General features: G+C 38.1%; 13 protein-coding genes, 25 tRNA genes and 1 rRNA gene. 35 read left to right on the forward strand and 4 right to left on the reverse strand.

The genetic code is table 11. From position 1 onward, the window contains the following. Positions 1 to 119 precede the first annotated feature (119 nt). The 26 genes from rrf to D9842_RS22905 all read left to right on the forward strand — a co-directional run bounded on the left by rrf (position 120) and on the right by D9842_RS22905 (position 3,912). A 5S ribosomal RNA gene (gene rrf, locus D9842_RS22780) occupies positions 120 to 235 on the forward strand. A 33-nt stretch (positions 236 to 268) separates the two neighbouring features. Next, a tRNA-Glu gene (locus D9842_RS22785) sits at positions 269 to 343 on the forward strand. 63 nt (positions 344 to 406) lie between these two features. Further along, a tRNA-Val gene (locus D9842_RS22790) sits at positions 407 to 482 on the forward strand. Between the two features lie 182 nt (positions 483 to 664). Further along, positions 665 to 740: transfer RNA gene (locus tag D9842_RS22795), tRNA-Thr, on the forward strand. A gap of 180 nt (positions 741 to 920) precedes the next feature. Further along, positions 921 to 996, forward strand: a tRNA-Lys gene (locus tag D9842_RS22800). A gap of 13 nt (positions 997 to 1,009) precedes the next feature. Further along, positions 1,010 to 1,095, forward strand: a tRNA-Leu gene (locus tag D9842_RS22805). Positions 1,096 to 1,119: 24 nt separating this feature from the next. Beyond that, positions 1,120 to 1,194: transfer RNA gene (locus D9842_RS22810), tRNA-Gly, on the forward strand. Positions 1,195 to 1,202: 8 nt separating this feature from the next. Further along, positions 1,203 to 1,291: transfer RNA gene (locus D9842_RS22815), tRNA-Leu, on the forward strand. A 62-nt stretch (positions 1,292 to 1,353) separates the two neighbouring features. Then, positions 1,354 to 1,430, forward strand: a tRNA-Arg gene (locus D9842_RS22820). Between the two features lie 97 nt (positions 1,431 to 1,527). Then, positions 1,528 to 1,604: transfer RNA gene (locus D9842_RS22825), tRNA-Pro, on the forward strand. Positions 1,605 to 1,621: 17 nt separating this feature from the next. Next, positions 1,622 to 1,694, forward strand: a tRNA-Ala gene (locus tag D9842_RS22830). 149 nt (positions 1,695 to 1,843) lie between these two features. Next, a tRNA-Met gene (locus D9842_RS22835) sits at positions 1,844 to 1,917 on the forward strand. A gap of 42 nt (positions 1,918 to 1,959) precedes the next feature. Next, a tRNA-Ile gene (locus D9842_RS22840) sits at positions 1,960 to 2,033 on the forward strand. 8 nt (positions 2,034 to 2,041) lie between these two features. Further along, positions 2,042 to 2,134 (forward strand) — tRNA-Ser (locus D9842_RS22845). Positions 2,135 to 2,164: 30 nt separating this feature from the next. Beyond that, positions 2,165 to 2,241 (forward strand) — tRNA-Met (locus tag D9842_RS22850). A gap of 55 nt (positions 2,242 to 2,296) precedes the next feature. Further along, a tRNA-Asp gene (locus D9842_RS22855) sits at positions 2,297 to 2,373 on the forward strand. A 377-nt stretch (positions 2,374 to 2,750) separates the two neighbouring features. Beyond that, positions 2,751 to 2,826 (forward strand) — tRNA-Phe (locus D9842_RS22860). A gap of 18 nt (positions 2,827 to 2,844) precedes the next feature. After that, positions 2,845 to 2,928, forward strand: a tRNA-Tyr gene (locus tag D9842_RS22865). 14 nt (positions 2,929 to 2,942) lie between these two features. Continuing rightward, positions 2,943 to 3,018 (forward strand) — tRNA-His (locus tag D9842_RS22870). A 272-nt stretch (positions 3,019 to 3,290) separates the two neighbouring features. After that, positions 3,291 to 3,365: transfer RNA gene (locus tag D9842_RS22875), tRNA-Gln, on the forward strand. A 12-nt stretch (positions 3,366 to 3,377) separates the two neighbouring features. Beyond that, positions 3,378 to 3,451, forward strand: a tRNA-Cys gene (locus D9842_RS22880). A 14-nt stretch (positions 3,452 to 3,465) separates the two neighbouring features. Continuing rightward, positions 3,466 to 3,539 (forward strand) — tRNA-Gly (locus D9842_RS22885). Between the two features lie 8 nt (positions 3,540 to 3,547). Then, positions 3,548 to 3,624 (forward strand) — tRNA-Ile (locus tag D9842_RS22890). 18 nt (positions 3,625 to 3,642) lie between these two features. Continuing rightward, positions 3,643 to 3,717: transfer RNA gene (locus tag D9842_RS22895), tRNA-Asn, on the forward strand. 12 nt (positions 3,718 to 3,729) lie between these two features. Next, positions 3,730 to 3,820: transfer RNA gene (locus tag D9842_RS22900), tRNA-Ser, on the forward strand. Positions 3,821 to 3,838: 18 nt separating this feature from the next. Beyond that, positions 3,839 to 3,912: transfer RNA gene (locus D9842_RS22905), tRNA-Arg, on the forward strand. Between the two features lie 78 nt (positions 3,913 to 3,990). Here D9842_RS22905 and D9842_RS22910 read toward each other — a convergent pair. Next, positions 3,991 to 5,031 (reverse strand): hypothetical protein, encoded by a 1,041-nt coding sequence (locus D9842_RS22910; RefSeq protein WP_121664455.1) that lies wholly within the window; start codon positions 5,029 to 5,031, stop codon positions 3,991 to 3,993. Positions 5,032 to 5,108: 77 nt separating this feature from the next. Between D9842_RS22910 and D9842_RS22915 the strand changes: the two genes are divergently transcribed. Together D9842_RS22915 and D9842_RS22920 are read left to right on the forward strand one after the other, a co-directional pair. Further along, positions 5,109 to 5,474: an Hsp20/alpha crystallin family protein gene (locus tag D9842_RS22915; RefSeq protein ID WP_162987533.1), complete on the forward strand. Its 366-nt coding sequence runs from the start codon at positions 5,109 to 5,111 to the stop codon at positions 5,472 to 5,474. A gap of 15 nt (positions 5,475 to 5,489) precedes the next feature. Next, a complete protein-coding gene (locus D9842_RS22920; protein ID WP_121664457.1) occupies positions 5,490 to 5,756 on the forward strand; it encodes a spore germination protein in 267 nt (88 codons plus the stop codon). Positions 5,757 to 5,881: 125 nt separating this feature from the next. Here the strand turns inward: D9842_RS22920 and D9842_RS26700 are convergent, their stop codons facing one another. Together D9842_RS26700 and D9842_RS22930 are read right to left on the reverse strand one after the other, a co-directional pair. Then, a complete protein-coding gene (locus D9842_RS26700; RefSeq protein ID WP_121664458.1) occupies positions 5,882 to 6,193 on the reverse strand; it encodes a spore germination protein in 312 nt (103 codons plus the stop codon). A gap of 17 nt (positions 6,194 to 6,210) precedes the next feature. Beyond that, positions 6,211 to 6,729, reverse strand: a complete 519-nt coding sequence (locus D9842_RS22930; protein ID WP_162987534.1) for an Hsp20/alpha crystallin family protein — start codon at positions 6,727 to 6,729, stop codon at positions 6,211 to 6,213. A gap of 156 nt (positions 6,730 to 6,885) precedes the next feature. Between D9842_RS22930 and D9842_RS22935 the strand changes: the two genes are divergently transcribed. The 3 genes from D9842_RS22935 (at position 6,886) to D9842_RS22945 (ending at position 10,635) form a co-directional block, all read left to right on the forward strand. Further along, positions 6,886 to 8,208: a cytochrome P450 gene (locus D9842_RS22935; RefSeq protein ID WP_121664460.1), complete on the forward strand. Its 1,323-nt coding sequence runs from the start codon at positions 6,886 to 6,888 to the stop codon at positions 8,206 to 8,208. 17 nt (positions 8,209 to 8,225) lie between these two features. Beyond that, complete coding sequence (locus D9842_RS22940) at positions 8,226 to 9,227, forward strand: NAD(P)/FAD-dependent oxidoreductase (RefSeq protein WP_121664461.1); 1,002 nt, start codon at positions 8,226 to 8,228, stop codon at positions 9,225 to 9,227. A 289-nt stretch (positions 9,228 to 9,516) separates the two neighbouring features. Next, positions 9,517 to 10,635, forward strand: a complete 1,119-nt coding sequence (locus D9842_RS22945; protein ID WP_121664462.1) for an NAD(P)/FAD-dependent oxidoreductase — start codon at positions 9,517 to 9,519, stop codon at positions 10,633 to 10,635. Positions 10,636 to 10,670: 35 nt separating this feature from the next. Here the strand turns inward: D9842_RS22945 and D9842_RS22950 are convergent, their stop codons facing one another. Next, positions 10,671 to 10,844, reverse strand: coding sequence for an asparagine synthase (locus tag D9842_RS22950; protein ID WP_098798565.1), 174 nt, complete (start codon positions 10,842 to 10,844; stop codon positions 10,671 to 10,673). 424 nt (positions 10,845 to 11,268) lie between these two features. Between D9842_RS22950 and D9842_RS22955 the strand changes: the two genes are divergently transcribed. The 4 genes from D9842_RS22955 (at position 11,269) to D9842_RS22970 (ending at position 15,318) form a co-directional block, all read left to right on the forward strand. Next, positions 11,269 to 12,303, forward strand: a complete 1,035-nt coding sequence (locus D9842_RS22955; RefSeq protein ID WP_121664463.1) for a LacI family DNA-binding transcriptional regulator — start codon at positions 11,269 to 11,271, stop codon at positions 12,301 to 12,303. A gap of 192 nt (positions 12,304 to 12,495) precedes the next feature. Then, entirely contained in the window at positions 12,496 to 13,218 is a 723-nt protein-coding gene (locus D9842_RS22960; RefSeq protein WP_121664464.1) for a ThuA domain-containing protein, read from the forward strand. A 49-nt stretch (positions 13,219 to 13,267) separates the two neighbouring features. Continuing rightward, positions 13,268 to 14,299, forward strand: a complete 1,032-nt coding sequence (locus D9842_RS22965) for a Gfo/Idh/MocA family protein (protein ID WP_121664465.1) — start codon at positions 13,268 to 13,270, stop codon at positions 14,297 to 14,299. A gap of 5 nt (positions 14,300 to 14,304) precedes the next feature. Beyond that, complete coding sequence (locus tag D9842_RS22970) at positions 14,305 to 15,318, forward strand: Gfo/Idh/MocA family protein (RefSeq protein ID WP_373995082.1); 1,014 nt, start codon at positions 14,305 to 14,307, stop codon at positions 15,316 to 15,318. Positions 15,319 to 15,338 lie beyond the last annotated feature (20 nt).

The raw sequence follows: 15,338 nt of genomic DNA on the forward strand, positions 1-15,338 counted from the left end.
AATTACCGTAGGATTTGGCTTCTGGAGCTGGACAAAGTAAGAGCGTAAACTCAGTAGAGTGAAGTTGAATTGTGAATCGTTATCTAGTTTTGAAGGAACATCCTTCAAACTTAATTTTGTCTGGTAATGATGGCGAAGAGGTCACACCCGTTCCCATGCCGAACACGGAAGTTAAGCTCTTCAGCGCCGATGGTAGTTGGGGGATTCCCCCTGTGAGAGTAGGACGTTGCCAGGCAAACCTTTATAGGTTTGATATTATTAAAAATATGGCCCATTGGTCAAGCGGTTAAGACACCGCCCTTTCACGGCGGTAACACGGGTTCGAATCCCGTATGGGTCACCATAGTTTTTTTCGCGCTAGCGAAGATAGCTTACTTAATGAAATTCATAAATTTCATGTTATTTTGGAGGATTAGCTCAGCTGGGAGAGCACCTGCCTTACAAGCAGGGGGTCGGCGGTTCGATCCCGTCATCCTCCACCATAGATTTTTCGCACTAGCGAAAATATCTTACCATATGCCGGTGTAGCTCAACTGGTAGAGCACGATCGAATATGCTTCGAAGCTCCTGCTTCAGCACACAAATCGAGCTGCTACTTGAATAATCTTTCTGAGATTTGGGTGACTGGTAAGTAAGATGAAACCTAATTTACATCTATAATAATGCCGGTGTAGCTCAACTGGTAGAGCAACTGACTTGTAATCAGTAGGTTGGGGGTTCAAGTCCTCTCGCCGGCACCACTCATTTTAGTAATCATATCTCATTATAAGATGAGCCATTAGCTCAGTTGGTAGAGCACGAACGAGTATGCTTCGTAGCAATACATCAGCACACAAATTGAGTTGCTTCTTGAATAAGCTTACTGAAATTTGGGTGTCAATAACAAGAAATGAACTAAATATTATTACTCATTATAAAATGAGCCATTAGCTCAGTTGGTAGAGCATCTGACTTTTAATCAGAGGGTCGAAGGTTCGAGTCCTTCATGGCTCACCATTTAACACACCTTGCGGGTGTGGCGGAATTGGCAGACGCGCTAGACTTAGGATCTAGTGTCTTTATGACGTGGGGGTTCAAGTCCCTTCACCCGCACCAAAGATTTTTTAGAATATGCATAATGCGGAAGTAGTTCAGTGGTAGAACACCACCTTGCCAAGGTGGGGGTCGCGGGTTCGAATCCCGTCTTCCGCTCCAAAAAAAGTGCCGGGGTGGCGGAACTGGCAGACGCACAGGACTTAAAATCCTGCGGTAGGTGACTACCGTACCGGTTCGATTCCGGTCCTCGGCACCATAGTTTTTTCGCGCTAGCGAAAATAACTTACCTTAATTTCTATAGATTAATTTAGATTATTAGCGCCCGTAGCTCAATTGGATAGAGCGTTTGACTACGGATCAAAAGGTTAGGGGTTCGACTCCTCTCGGGCGCGCCAATTTAAAAATTGGAAGTCAGAAGTGAGATTTTTTGATATGCTTCGTAGCAATATTAGAAATCTTGACCCTCTTACATCCCACATGTGATATTTTGAACGGGAAGTAGCTCAGCTTGGTAGAGCACTTGGTTTGGGACCAAGGGGTCGCAGGTTCGAATCCTGTCTTCCCGACCATTCATTATTATGATTATGGGGCCTTAGCTCAGCTGGGAGAGCGCCTGCTTTGCACGCAGGAGGTCAGCGGTTCGATCCCGCTAGGCTCCACTTGAAATTTTGATTTTTGGCGGTATAGCTCAGCTGGTTAGAGCGAGCCGTAAACATCCTGAATTAGCTTCATTGTAGGCTTGCGAGGAATGTGTCTGATAAGAGACATGACGAGCATGGTTTTTAAACAGTGAGCGTTTTGTTATTATGGCGGTGTAGCTCAGCTGGCTAGAGCGTACGGTTCATACCCGTGAGGTCGTGGGTTCGATTCCCTCCGCCGCTATTAAAGAACAACGATGATAATAAATGAGTAAAATCATTTATTGGACCCTTAGCTCAGCTGGTTAGAGCAGACGGCTCATAACCGTCCGGTCGTAGGTTCGAGTCCTACAGGGTCCATTTATTACGGAGGAATACCCAAGTCCGGCTGAAGGGATCGGTCTTGAAAACCGACAGGGGTGTCAAAGCCCGCAGGGGTTCGAATCCCCTTTCCTCCTCCATATTCTTAAAACTTTTTATATTTTTATCATCGCGGGGTGGAGCAGTCTGGTAGCTCGTCGGGCTCATAACCCGAAGGTCGCAGGTTCAAATCCTGTCCCCGCAACCAAACATATTAGAAATATATGTTAAGGTTAGTTAATTTCACTACGTGAAAAAACTTTGGTCCGGTAGTTCAGTTGGTTAGAATGCCTGCCTGTCACGCAGGAGGTCGCGGGTTCGAGTCCCGTCCGGACCGCCATTATTATTTATACTTATTCTAGTCTAATTATAGAGTAAGAGGGTTTCAATAAGCGAAAAGATCAAGGAAGCGAGTGAATGAACACCGGAGCGTATAACCATACGTGAGGATGTGAATGAACGAGCTGACGCAGAGATTTGAAGCTTAGTGGAAGCCGTAAACTATGTTGGCTCGGTAGCTCAGTTGGTAGAGCACGTTCGAATATGCTTCTCTGAATAAACTTCAGCGTACTCATCGAGCTGCATCTTGAATAATCCCTCTGAGATGAGGACGATTCACTAATTGAAAACCTTAAAATACTAACAAGTTAAAGGAATAAATAAATGATACGTGAAGAGCAATCTTGTATCTTATTTATTAATACTAACTAATTTTATGGCTCGGTAGCTCAGTTGGTAGAGCAATGGACTGAAAATCCATGTGTCGGCGGTTCGATTCCGTCCCGAGCCACCACTTGTAATTGAATAGTATGGAGGGGTAGCGAAGTGGCTAAACGCGGCGGACTGTAAATCCGCTCCTTAGGGTTCGGCAGTTCGAATCTGCCCCCCTCCACCATTTCCCTTTTAGTGGCGGTTGTGGCGAAGTGGTTAACGCATCGGATTGTGGTTCCGACATTCGTGGGTTCGATTCCCATCAGCCGCCCCAATTTTATATTCAGACATCGTTGCTCAGTAACTTGTTACTTAGTAATTATAGATGCAGAAAAGAAATATCCTCTTGTTGGTTTGAGCACAAGACATTAATTTATGTGTAAAAAGTGTGGAATATGAAGTGAACGAGACTGATTAAGGTTGAAAGTATACCTAGTAGTCGACGATATTTCGTGTTATTTCCTGTCAGAAATAACCCAAAATATCCTCTTGCGATGAGGATACATGTAGCATATTCAAGGAAGCCTATTCCTGAAGCTAATTCAATGGGCTATAGCCAAGCGGTAAGGCATCGCACTTTGACTGCGACATGCGTTGGTTCGAATCCAGCTAGCCCAGCCATTTACTTTTTAAGGCATCATAGCCAAGTGGTAAGGCCGAGGTCTGCAAAACCTCTATCCCCGGTTCAAATCCGGGTGGTGCCTCCAGGACACTTTTTTATGCGGGTGTAGTTTAGTGGTAAAACCTCAGCCTTCCAAGCTGATGATGAGGGTTCGATTCCCTTCACCCGCTCCAAATATTATGGGCCTATAGCTCAGCTGGTTAGAGCGCACGCCTGATAAGCGTGAGGTCGATGGTTCGAGTCCATTTAGGCCCACCATAAGTACAATATAGTTGTTCCGCAGTAGCTCAGTGGTAGAGCAATCGGCTGTTAACCGATCGGTCGTAGGTTCGAGTCCTACCTGCGGAGCCATTTTTATTATGTGGGGAAATACTCAAGAGGCTGAAGAGGCGCCCCTGCTAAGGGTGTAGGTCGTGTAAGCGGCGCGAGGGTTCAAATCCCTCTTTCTCCGCCAGAAATACATATATATAATGCGCCTTTAGCTCAGCAGGATAGAGCAACGGCCTTCTAAGCCGTCGGTCAGAGGTTCGAATCCTCTAAGGCGCGTAAAGTCAGAACTAACCGTAAACAGGTTAGTTTTTTTGTGTTTAAATATTGAAAGAAGTTTTATTTACTAATGAATTCTTAAATCTGTAACAATAAGTATTCAAGCAAGATATGTTTGATATACTCATCTAAAAAATTGATTAGTTGTGAAAAAAGATTGCTTTGTTCTTCAATGTTTAAATCAATTTCCTCTTCTGAAAATTCCCCAGTACTCTTGATAATTAGGGCTAAAATGTTACCAATGTAAAGTGCAGCATCCCCAGATTCAACGATTGGCTGGACAATATGATGAAAAAAATATCTCAAGGTTTCGGGGGACTCATCTAATTCCTCTTCAATGACAAAGGGGAGATTTTTCAACCTAAAACCTTTTTTGATTTTTTCTATAATCTGCTGAGATGTGACTGGTTTTTCCGTTTGATCTAATTCCGCTTGTTCAAAAGTATTAAAATGGGATTTATTTTTATATTTCTCTATATATCCTGGTGATATGATTTGTAATAAAGTTGAAATCACAAATAAGGACTTTGCTTGAATTTCAATTTCATCAGCAAGTTCAATATATGTATCTTCAGATAGTGATGGAGTAGCTATGTTAATAACAGGATTAATTCTTTCATTTAAGATAAATAAAATATTTTCATAAAAAGCTGTTAATGTTTCATTTAACTCCAAGTTGCTCCCCATCCAAGTTTGAATCTTTGTTAATGTGCCTATCTCAATACTTTTTAAAAAAGCAGGAACTTCTTCAATATGTAATTGTATTTTTAATTCTTCATAAAGCTTATTAAGCTCCTCATCATTTTCACTTGGTGGCTGTTTTGCATCTTCTTTTTCCATTACTCCAAGGCCAACTGTTCCCGTACCCTCTATTTCTCTGATGTTAATTTCACCGATTATAAAGCGATGGAGTCCATCACGATCCTTTAGCTCATTCTTGATGAGCTGTCCTAACTGAAGAGTTCCTGTGACTTTTCCGACATTTAAGCCTTGAATGTAATATTCATATACATTCTGTTGATTAATATATTGATTTAAGTGTTGAATATATTTATGCATATAATGAATCTGTTGTTGCATCTGATGGATAAGATCTTGATTAGAAGAGTTGGAATGCATCAAGAACACTCCTTATTTCACATTTCTTGATGTCACTGAATATACTATATAATTCTTATTCGACTGGAGGGATCATTATGTATTACGAAGGCAATAAGAAACCGTACGGAATGAGAAGAAACTCAAGAATAAAGAATAATAGTCAAAAGGAAATTCGCTCTCCAAGGGTTGATTTGTTTGAAACGAGTGATGGGTATTATATTCGTCTTAGCCTTCCTGGGGTAAAAAAGGAAAATTTACAGGTATCCTTTAGTGAGCATGATGATCTTGAGATAAAAGGGAAAGTTGTAACAGTAGTTCCTGAAAACAATAAGAATATTATCTTGCAGGAAATTTATCAAGGTCCGTTTCACCGTAGAATTAAGATTCCTAAAAAGGTGAATAAGAAAAATGTCAATTTTACTTATAACAACGGAATTCTAGAAGTTTATCTAACTTTTTAAAAAGGTGGTGGGAGTATGGTATTTGGTGATAATGAACCAGTAGGTATAATCTTTTTTGGTGGGGTAAAAATAAACCAAATGGAAACAAACGCAGCATTTTCAGTTGGGGAATCTTTTTATCAATCATTAGAAAGTCAGGTTAAAAATAACTTAATTGCCGGTCAAACATTTGGAGATTTTGATTTTAATAACTTTCAGCCAATTGCTTCTAATGTTTTTGATCCAGATGGTGTTGATACAATGATGCCTATAGCGCAATCATCTTTGGGATTAGAAGATTGATACAGAGTTCTTAGTACACTTAAAACAAGGTGTACTTTTTTTATAGTCTTTTGATGGTTATAGTCTTTTGTAATTATTAACTGAAAATAAATAATTCACCTGCAGTCCTAACCTGAGCAAGTGAATTATTTATATACGGGATATACACATAGGTAGGGGGGATAAGGTGGCAAATAATATGGATTCATCACATAAGAGGGAGCGTAATAAGGATAATGACTTTGGTTATTTTTCACCTTCATATCAGGGTCGTTAACTTGTGATTGATATGGACTCATATTAATGTAAGAACCATCTCCATATGCACTTCCAACACCATTTGTCGTTTTTGTTTGACTTGTTAATTCATGATAATATCCCTTACCAACAACTAAAGAAGACGTTCCAGCAATACTATATACTTTGAAGTTTCCGATATTGATTTCAATTTTTGGAATACTTAGTCCCTCCCTTGTTAAAAATCAAATGGAATTTCTAAATCTGACTCATGATCTTCAGCTTTTTTCAATACATAGGTGAGGATCCCGTCTTCATAGCTAGAAGAATAATTTGATGTCATTACTGATTTAGGGAGAAAGATTTCTCTTTCATATGTTGTTTGTGGAAGATCACTTGAGAGTAAAGTATCTGCACCCGCAGGCTTTACTGATTGATGCTTTATTTTTAATGTTAACACCTGATCATTTTGAAAAAAGACTTTCGCATGATTCAACTCTTTTAACCCGGGGCAAATGATTGATAGGTAAATGTTATGTTCACTTTCCCAAATTTCAATTGGTATTAACTGAATTTCCTTTCGTTTACTCGTACCTAATCCATGGATGTTACTCCAAAAATCATCATTTAAAATGGAGTGATATTGCTTAACCATCTTTTTTAATTCAAGCAAATTCTCCGGACTAAACTGTGACTGGCGCATTGCCTGAAAGGGAAAGCCATTTTTTTGATTGAAAAAACCCATAGGATTCTGCATAGTAGCCATCCTTTCGACTGAATAGTTATTATAGTCTATTCGATAAAGGCCTATATGTTCTGGAAGTTTAAGACAATATGTAGCACATTGTCTTTTATTTTTTTTTCATAAGTTAGATACAATAAAAAGAAATCACTTATTTAAGGAGATTCTCATATGAGTAGATTAAAGGACGTTACAACCCCACGACTTCAAAACTTTATTGAATTTCAGAAAGACCCCCTTTTTTTCTTTTTAAACATGTTGGATAAGGGGGATATTGTTTCTTTACGAACAGGATTTAAACCCTCTTTTATTGTTAATTCACCTGAGTTTGTTAAGGAGATCTTAGTGACAAAGGATTCTTTTTTTCGAAAGGGACGGACAACAAAAGTATTAAGGAGAACGATTGGTGATGGACTTCTGACTACTGAAAAGGAAGAGCATCGAAGACAAAAAAACTATTACCAGCCGATTTTCTATAAAGAACGTTTAAATCATTATGCGATGACAATGGTTGAGGAAACGAAGAAGCTTGTTGAAACGCTTCATCATAGAAAGAATTGCAACCTAAGTGATGAAATGATGCAGTTAACATTAGTAATTATTTCAAAAGTTATGTTTGCAACAGATTTAGAGAAAAACAAAGAGCTGCTTGCAAAAGCGGTTAGTGAAACGATTGAGCAAACTGCCCACACCTTATTGTCTCCTGTTATTTTACCGTTAAATGTTCCAACAAAAAGACATAAAATACATAAAAAGGCGATTTGTAAGCTTGAAAACATGATTTATGAAATTATCAAGCAAGCGAAGGAGAATCCGGAAAACTACCAAAAGACAATGGTTGGGATGATGTTGGATACAACACTTGCTACAGGTGAAAGAATATCTGATGAAGAAATACGGAATCAAATGATGACAATGCTCCTTGCAGGTCATGAAACCTCAGCCAATTTATTAACGTGGATTTTTTATGCTCTAAGTCAAAACCCTGAGGTAGAACGTAAATTTCATGAAGAGATTGATGCTATTTCTTTATTGGAAGAATCACCATTTGAGGTTTATAGTAAGCTAGCATATACTCAGCAAATGATGAAAGAAGCACTTCGCCTGTTTCCACCTGCTTGGCTTATATACAGAGAGGCAGATAAAGATGTGGAGTTATTAGGGGAGACGTTTAAAGAAGGAAGCACTTTTATGATTTGTTCTTATGCCATTCATCGTAATCATGAGATGTTCCCAAATCCAGAGGAGTTTCAGCCTGATCGGTTTGCGAGTGGATCTAATGAGAACATTCCTCCATTTGCTTATTTTCCCTTTGGAGGGGGCTCCCGAAGCTGCATTGGATATAAGTTTGCCGTTATGGAAACTGTCTTAATATTAGCGATTATAGGAAGAAAGTATAAATTTCGACATATTGAAGGTGAACAGGCTATACCTGATCCACTTGTTTCCCTTCGAATAAAGGATGGTCTTAGAATGGAGATAATTGAACGTTAGCTAAAGGGGGAGATAGGGTGTTAAGGGATGTTGTCATTATTGGTGGTGGTCTAACAGGTGTAATGGCTGCTAGAACTTTAAAAGAAAATGGTGTAGATGATGTGTTAGTCATTGAAAAAGGAAAAAGTCTTGGAGGAAGAATGGCAACAAGACGTATTGGAGAAGGCAGGGTTGATCATGGTGCTCAATTCTTTACAGTACGAACAAAGCATTTCCAATCCTTTGTGGAAGAGTGGGAGAAAAATGATTTCGTAAGCAAATGGTTCGGCAAAACCTACTCACGTTATAAAAGTAATAATGGAATGAACAGTCTCGTAAAAAAACTTGGTGAAAACCTGGAAGTGATATTTAATACAAAAGTTATTAACATTCAAAATGCCGAGGATCATTACTTATTACTAACTGATTGTCACACAAAAATTGCTGCAAAAGCGGTGATCATAACTGCGCCAGTACCACAATCAGTAGAATTGCTTCATAATTTAGAAATAGATCATAGGTTTAATAAGATGCTAAAAAATGTTACGTATCATCCTTGCTTTGTATTATTAGCATCTTTACCTACTTCATCTACTCTCCCAGAGGTAGGAATTCTTAATGAAAACTTGCCTGATGGACTCGACCGCATTGTTGATCATAAGAAAAAGGGAATTTCAAGTCTTACAACCCTTAGTATATACACAACAGGGCAATGGGCAAAAAATCATTATCATTTAGAAGATCATGAAATTAAGGCACTTCTTCTAGAGAGCTTAAAGCCTGTTTTACAGAAAGAAAAAATCATAGAGCTACAGCTAAAGAGGTGGAGATACTCAGAAGCGACTTCAACAATAAAACATCCTTTCTTAGATCTTGAACAAACATTCCCCTTATTTTTGGCTGGTGATGTGTTTTTACATAAAGATGATCGTAGTGGGCGAACACGGGTTGAGAGTGCATTTCTATCAGGGGTTGCCGCAGGGGAAGAGATGGCGAGAAGAATGGTGAATAAATTAAATTTAAAATTTTCTGAAAATTAATGTTACATTTTATAACATGAATGTGGAATACATCTTTTACCTTCTGTATATTGAAATTAACAAAAACAAAAGGTAAAGGAGCTGGCGAAATGATCAAAAATCAAGTAGGCTTTTTCACTTTCATTATTTTAACTGTAAGGACTGTTTTAACTTATTGATATTGAAGAGACAAAGTAGGTGTGTATCTAATACACACCTTTTAAATTGCCCTTTATAATTACTCGAATTGAGTCCTACACCAAACTTAGGGTAAAATAATTAAAAAAGGATGCAGAAAAAGGTGTATTAATTGAAGAACTATATCGTGGTTGGAGCGGGAATTCTCGGTGCATCAGCTGCTTATCATTTAGCTAAAGCTGGTGCTCAAGTTACTGTTATAGATAGAAAAGATAAGGGACAGGCTACAGATGCGGCTGCTGGTATTGTTTGTCCATGGTTGTCTCAACGACGGAACAAAGCATGGTATCAAATGGTCAAAGGTGGAGCTCGCTATTATCCGGAATTAATAAAGAAATTAGAAGATGATGGTGAAACAGAAACAGGTTATAGCAAAGTCGGAGCAATTAGTTTGCATAAAGATCCAGCAAAGCTTGAAAAAATGGCAGAACGAGCTGCTAAACGAAGAGAAGATGCACCGGAAATCGGTGAAATTAACATATTATCACCTGAAGACACACAGTCTTTATTTCCACCCCTATCATCAGAATACGGTTCTGTTCATGTAAGTGGGGGAGCACGGGTCAATGGAAGAGCACTTCGTTCAGCATTAGTCAGGGCAGCAAAAAAGAACGGTGCTACTTTTATTGAAGAAAATGCTGTTTCATTAGTTCAAGATAAAAAGCATATTACCGGGGTTCGTGTTAATAAACAAGTTATTGAGGCTAATCAAGTGATTATAACTGGTGGTGCTTGGTCAGAGGAGTTATTAAGTCCATTAGGGATAAACTTCATCGTTAAGCCACAAAAAGCACAAATTATTCATCTTCATATCGAGAACGTAGAAACAAGCTCTTGGCCAGTCGTGATGCCACCTAACAATCAATATATTCTTTCTTTTGAAGAAGGTAGGGTTGTAGTAGGTGCAACACATGAGGATGATGTTGGTTTTGACCTTCGTGTAACAGCAGGTGGAGTTCATGAAATATTAAGTAAAGCTCTTGAGGTAGCACCAGGTTTAGTTGAAAGCTCTATGGTAGAAACAAGAGTGGGATTCCGTCCATTTACACCTGGATTTCTCCCAGTTATTGGTCCAATACAAGGGTATGATGGTTTATTAGTAGCAAATGGGTTGGGAGCCTCGGGATTAACGAGTGGTCCATTTCTTGGTTTAGAGCTTGCTAATCTTGCTATGGGAAAAGAAACTGAATTAGAGCTTCAATTGTATAGCCCAGAAAATGCAATAGAATAGGAAAAAGGTGAGCCGTAATTAGCTCACCTTTATTGTTAACGTCGATGTTGGACAAGGTCAATGGCACCTAATACTACGTGGGCAAGACCAAAACCAAAAACAGTATTTGCGACCATTTTATTAGAACCGCGTCTTTGTTTTAATGCATATCCAGTAGCAGTAACAGCTGAACCTAATGCAGTTGGTATTAATCCTTCACGAATATTCATGTCATTTTCCCCCACATCGTTGTTATTGGTGTAATAAACACCATGATTAGCATGTGCATCTTCCTAGGAATATATGTAGAGTACATTTTAAATCGTATAGACCATTACCTTCAAAGTGAAAAGACTTAATTGATACAAAAAGTAAACACTAAAGCCTACAAAGGTAAAAAAGATTAATAAGATAGCTGGTATAAAACTTTTTATCATTTTTATTTCCTCTCAATCTACTAAGTTAATAGTATCATCTTTGCCATTTTTACTATTTTTATACATAGTAGATTTAAGATTTTTAATGGAATAATTTATATTGAAGCAGTACTTAATTTTTAGCAATAAGAATAAAATTTTTTATATAACCCTTGATCTTTTTTTACCCAACATTATATAATGACATCATAAGTTAACCGTTTAACCGGGAGGCAATATGAATCAAAAAATGACAATACGTGATGTAGCTAAACACGCTGGAGTTTCGGCTGCTACGGTGTCCTACGTACTCAATGGAGTAAACAAGGTATCAGAGGAAACGAAAGATCGTGTATTACAGGCTATTGAACAATTAAACTATCAACCAGATTTTACCGCGATCAGTTTATCGAAAAGAAAGTCTAAGATGATTGGTGTGATTATGCCATTAGTTGAAGATACATTAGCACCGATTTTAAAGGAAAATCCTTATGTTAGCGAATTGTTAAGTGGTGTTGAATATACTTGTCGAAAAAATGGATATGATTTTGTTATCTCCGGTATCTCTAAAGCGGAGGAATGCAAAAACTGGATCATGAAGCGAAACTTAGATGCCCTTTTGGTTTTAGGCAAGTTTCCTCTTAATGTATTCGAAAAAATGAAACCGCTATCTATTCCGCTAGTGTTTGTCGATTCGTTTGAGGAGTATGCTGATGCATACCATAATATTCGCATCAATGACGAGCTAGGTGGATATTTGGGCACAAAGCATTTAATCGATAATGGTCACACTCAAATCTGCTTTATACCAAATGGAAAGATAGATAGTGCGGTAGACGGCCAACGTTTTTTAGGTTTTAAGCGGGCTCTTAAGGAAGCTAGTATTCCTTTTAATAAAGAAATGGTTGTTGAAGGAAAGTTAAATACCTTTGAAAATGGATATTCCATTGGAATGGAATTAATGAAAAAACAAGATATAACAGCTATTTTTACCTCTTCTGATATTACTGCATTAGGAATCATTAAATCACTTAACGATCATAAAAAAAGAATTCCTGAAGACTATGCAATTGTTGGATTCGATGACTTGATGATTAGTAAATTTTCTTCACCGAGCTTAACGACAATACGTCAGGATGTTTTTCGAAAAGGATCAATTGCAGCAGAAACATGTATCACTGTGATTGAAAGTGAGGATGTACACCCTGAGCAGATTATGCTCCCTGTTGAACTCGTTGTCAGGGATTCGACTAAAGGAAAGTCAGACATTTAAGGAGGTGAGCTCATCTAATCGGAGAAATAGATATGGTTTGTTAACCGGTTCACTAACTTCATTGTTTTAGATGTAACAAATGAAGCTGTATTCAAGAGATAAGTTTAACAGATAACTAGTAAAAATTTGAATATGATAAATGATATACAATAAAATCATGATAAAAAATACGATTAGATTAGGATGAATACAATGACTAAAGTTACAGTATGGAATGAAAACAGACATGAAAAGAAAAATCCCGTAGTTAGCGAGATTTATCCAAAGGGAATCCACGGTGCAATTGCTGATTTTCTACAACAAGACAACAATGAAGTGAAAACGGCTACATTAGATGAGCCGCAGCACGGACTAACAGATGAGGTTTTAGAAAATACTGATGTACTCGTTTGGTGGGGGCATCTTGCACATGATGAAGTAGAGGACTCAATCGTCGAAAAGGTTGCGCAAAGAGTGCTAGATGGAATGGGACTTATTGTGTTGCATTCAGGACATTTTTCTAAGATTTTCAAAAAATTAATGGGAACAAGCTGTGATTTAAAATGGCGTGAAGCTGATGATAAAGAACGACTTTGGGTTGTAGATCCTAGTCATCCAATTGCAGAAGGAATTGGAGAGTATATTGAACTCGAAAAAGAAGAAATGTATGGTGAGCACTTCGATATTCCTGCACCGGACGAGTTGATCTTTACAAGCTGGTTTGAGGGTGGAGAGATCTTTAGAAGTGGATGTACTTTTAAACGTGGTAATGGTCAGATATTCTACTTCCGTCCAGGTCATGAAACATACCCAACATACCATAACGAGCAAATACAAACTGTAATTAAAAATGCTGTTAAATATGTAAAGCCTGTTAACCGTAAACGTCCTGTTTATGGAAATGCTAAGCCATTAGAAACAATCTCAGCTAAGTAATTTATAAAAAATAAGAAAAATTCATTACACATATTAGGAGGAATTATTAATGGGAAAATTAAGAGTTGGTGTAATTGGTTGTGGTAGTATTGCTCAGTATCGTCACTTACCTGAATATGCTTCAAATCAACATGTAGAGCTAGTGGCTGTGTGTGATATTGTAGAAGATCGTGTAAAAGAAATTGCTAATAAATATGGTGCAAAAGCATTTACTGATTATAAAGAGCTTATCCATAGTGGAGAGGTAGATGTTGTTAGTGTATGTACACCTAACTATTTACACGCGCCTGTAACGATTGAAGCTCTAAATAATGGACTTCATGTATTATGTGAAAAGCCAATGGCAACTTCTCAAGAGGAAGCAGATGCAATGATTGAAGCGGCTAAGAAAAATGATAAAAAACTAATGATTGCTCATAATCAGCGTTTTGTACGTTCACATCAAATTGCTCGAGAATTAATTGAAAGCGGTTCTATTGGGAAAATTTACAGCTTTAGAACTGCATTTGGACATCCTGGTCCAGAGGGCTGGAGCCAAGATGGAAGAGATAGCTGGTTCTTTGAAAAGGAAAAAGCTTATATCGGGGCAATGGGTGATTTAGGTGTTCATAAAACGGACTTAATGCGCTATTTACTAGGTGAAGAAATTGTTGAGGTTGGAGCATTCATTGAGACATCAGCTAAAGAATTTGCAGATGTTGATGACACGGCTGTTTGTGCCCTTAAAACGGAAAGTGGCATTATTGGAACACTTGCAGCAAGCTGGTCTTACACAGCAAAAGAAGATAACTCAACAATTATTTATGGTGAAAAGGCAATTATTCGTTTAGAGGATAATCCAACTTATTCATTAGTCGTTCAATATACAAATGGTGAAGTAGTAAAGTATGAGCTTGGAAAAATTCAATCAAACGATGAAGGTGGTCAAAACTCTTCACATGTTATTGATCATTTTATTTCAAGTGTTGTTGAAAACAAAGAGCCTCTAATCACTGGAGAAGAAGGTATGAAATCGTTAGCGGTTATTATTGCTGCACTCAAATCAAACGAAACAAAAACAATTGCAAAAGTATTTGAGTGATGAAAATGAGTGAACTAAAGATTGGAATAATCGGAGTCGGTGGTATTGCACAAGGCCGACATATCCCAGCTTTTCAAAGCTTTGAGGATTGTGTAATTACAGCTGTAAGTGATGTTAACAAAGAAAGAGCACAAGAAGCAGCAGATAAATTTAAAATTGAGCTGGTATTTGAAAACTATAAGGATATGTTTCAACATGTTGATGCTGTCGTTATTTGTACGCCGAATAAATTTCACGCTGAAATGACAATTGCAGCATTTGAAGCAGGAGTTCATGTTCTATGTGAAAAGCCAATGGCACTTACAGCAGAAGAATGTGAAGCGATGCTTGAAGCTTCAAAACGAACAAATAAAGTGTTAGCGATTGCTTATCATTATCGTTTTATGAAAAATTCACAGGCAGCAAAGAAAATGATGGGAGATGTCGGTACTCCACTTGTAACAAGAGTAAGAGCTTTGAGACGAAGAAAGGTGCCTGGCTGGGGTGTTTTTACAAATAAGTCACTCCAAGGTGGAGGTAGCTTAATTGACTATGGATGTCACCTACTAGATTTGGCTATTTGGTTAATGGGAAGTCCAAAGTACGTTGAGGTAAATGGCAGTACGTACAATGCATTAAGCAAACAACCCAATTCGGTTAATCAATGGGGTAGCTTTGACCATGAAACATTTAATGTAGATGACCATGTCACAGCATACATTAAGTTTGAAAATGGGGCGTCTTTATTACTAGAAACGTCATGGGCTGCAAATATATTGGATGATGAAGAGCACGTAAGTATATCAGGCGTTGATGGTGGATTAAGTGTTTTTCCTCTGGAGTTTTATGCGGCGAAAGATGACATGCTTATAAACAGTCAGGCTGCTTGGATTTCTGGTGAGGATGATCCTGGTCTATCTCAGGCTAGGAACTTTCTTGATGCTTGTCTAGGAAGAGCTGAGCTTGTTGTAAAACCAGAAGAAGCTCTGCAGGTTTCTCAAATTATTGATGGAATCTATCAATCAGCAGAGTCAAAATAATGAAGAGGTAAACTCATGAA

This window comes from Metabacillus litoralis, assembly GCF_003667825.1.
GTDB classification, from domain to species: Bacteria; Bacillota; Bacilli; order Bacillales; family Bacillaceae; genus Metabacillus; species Metabacillus litoralis_B.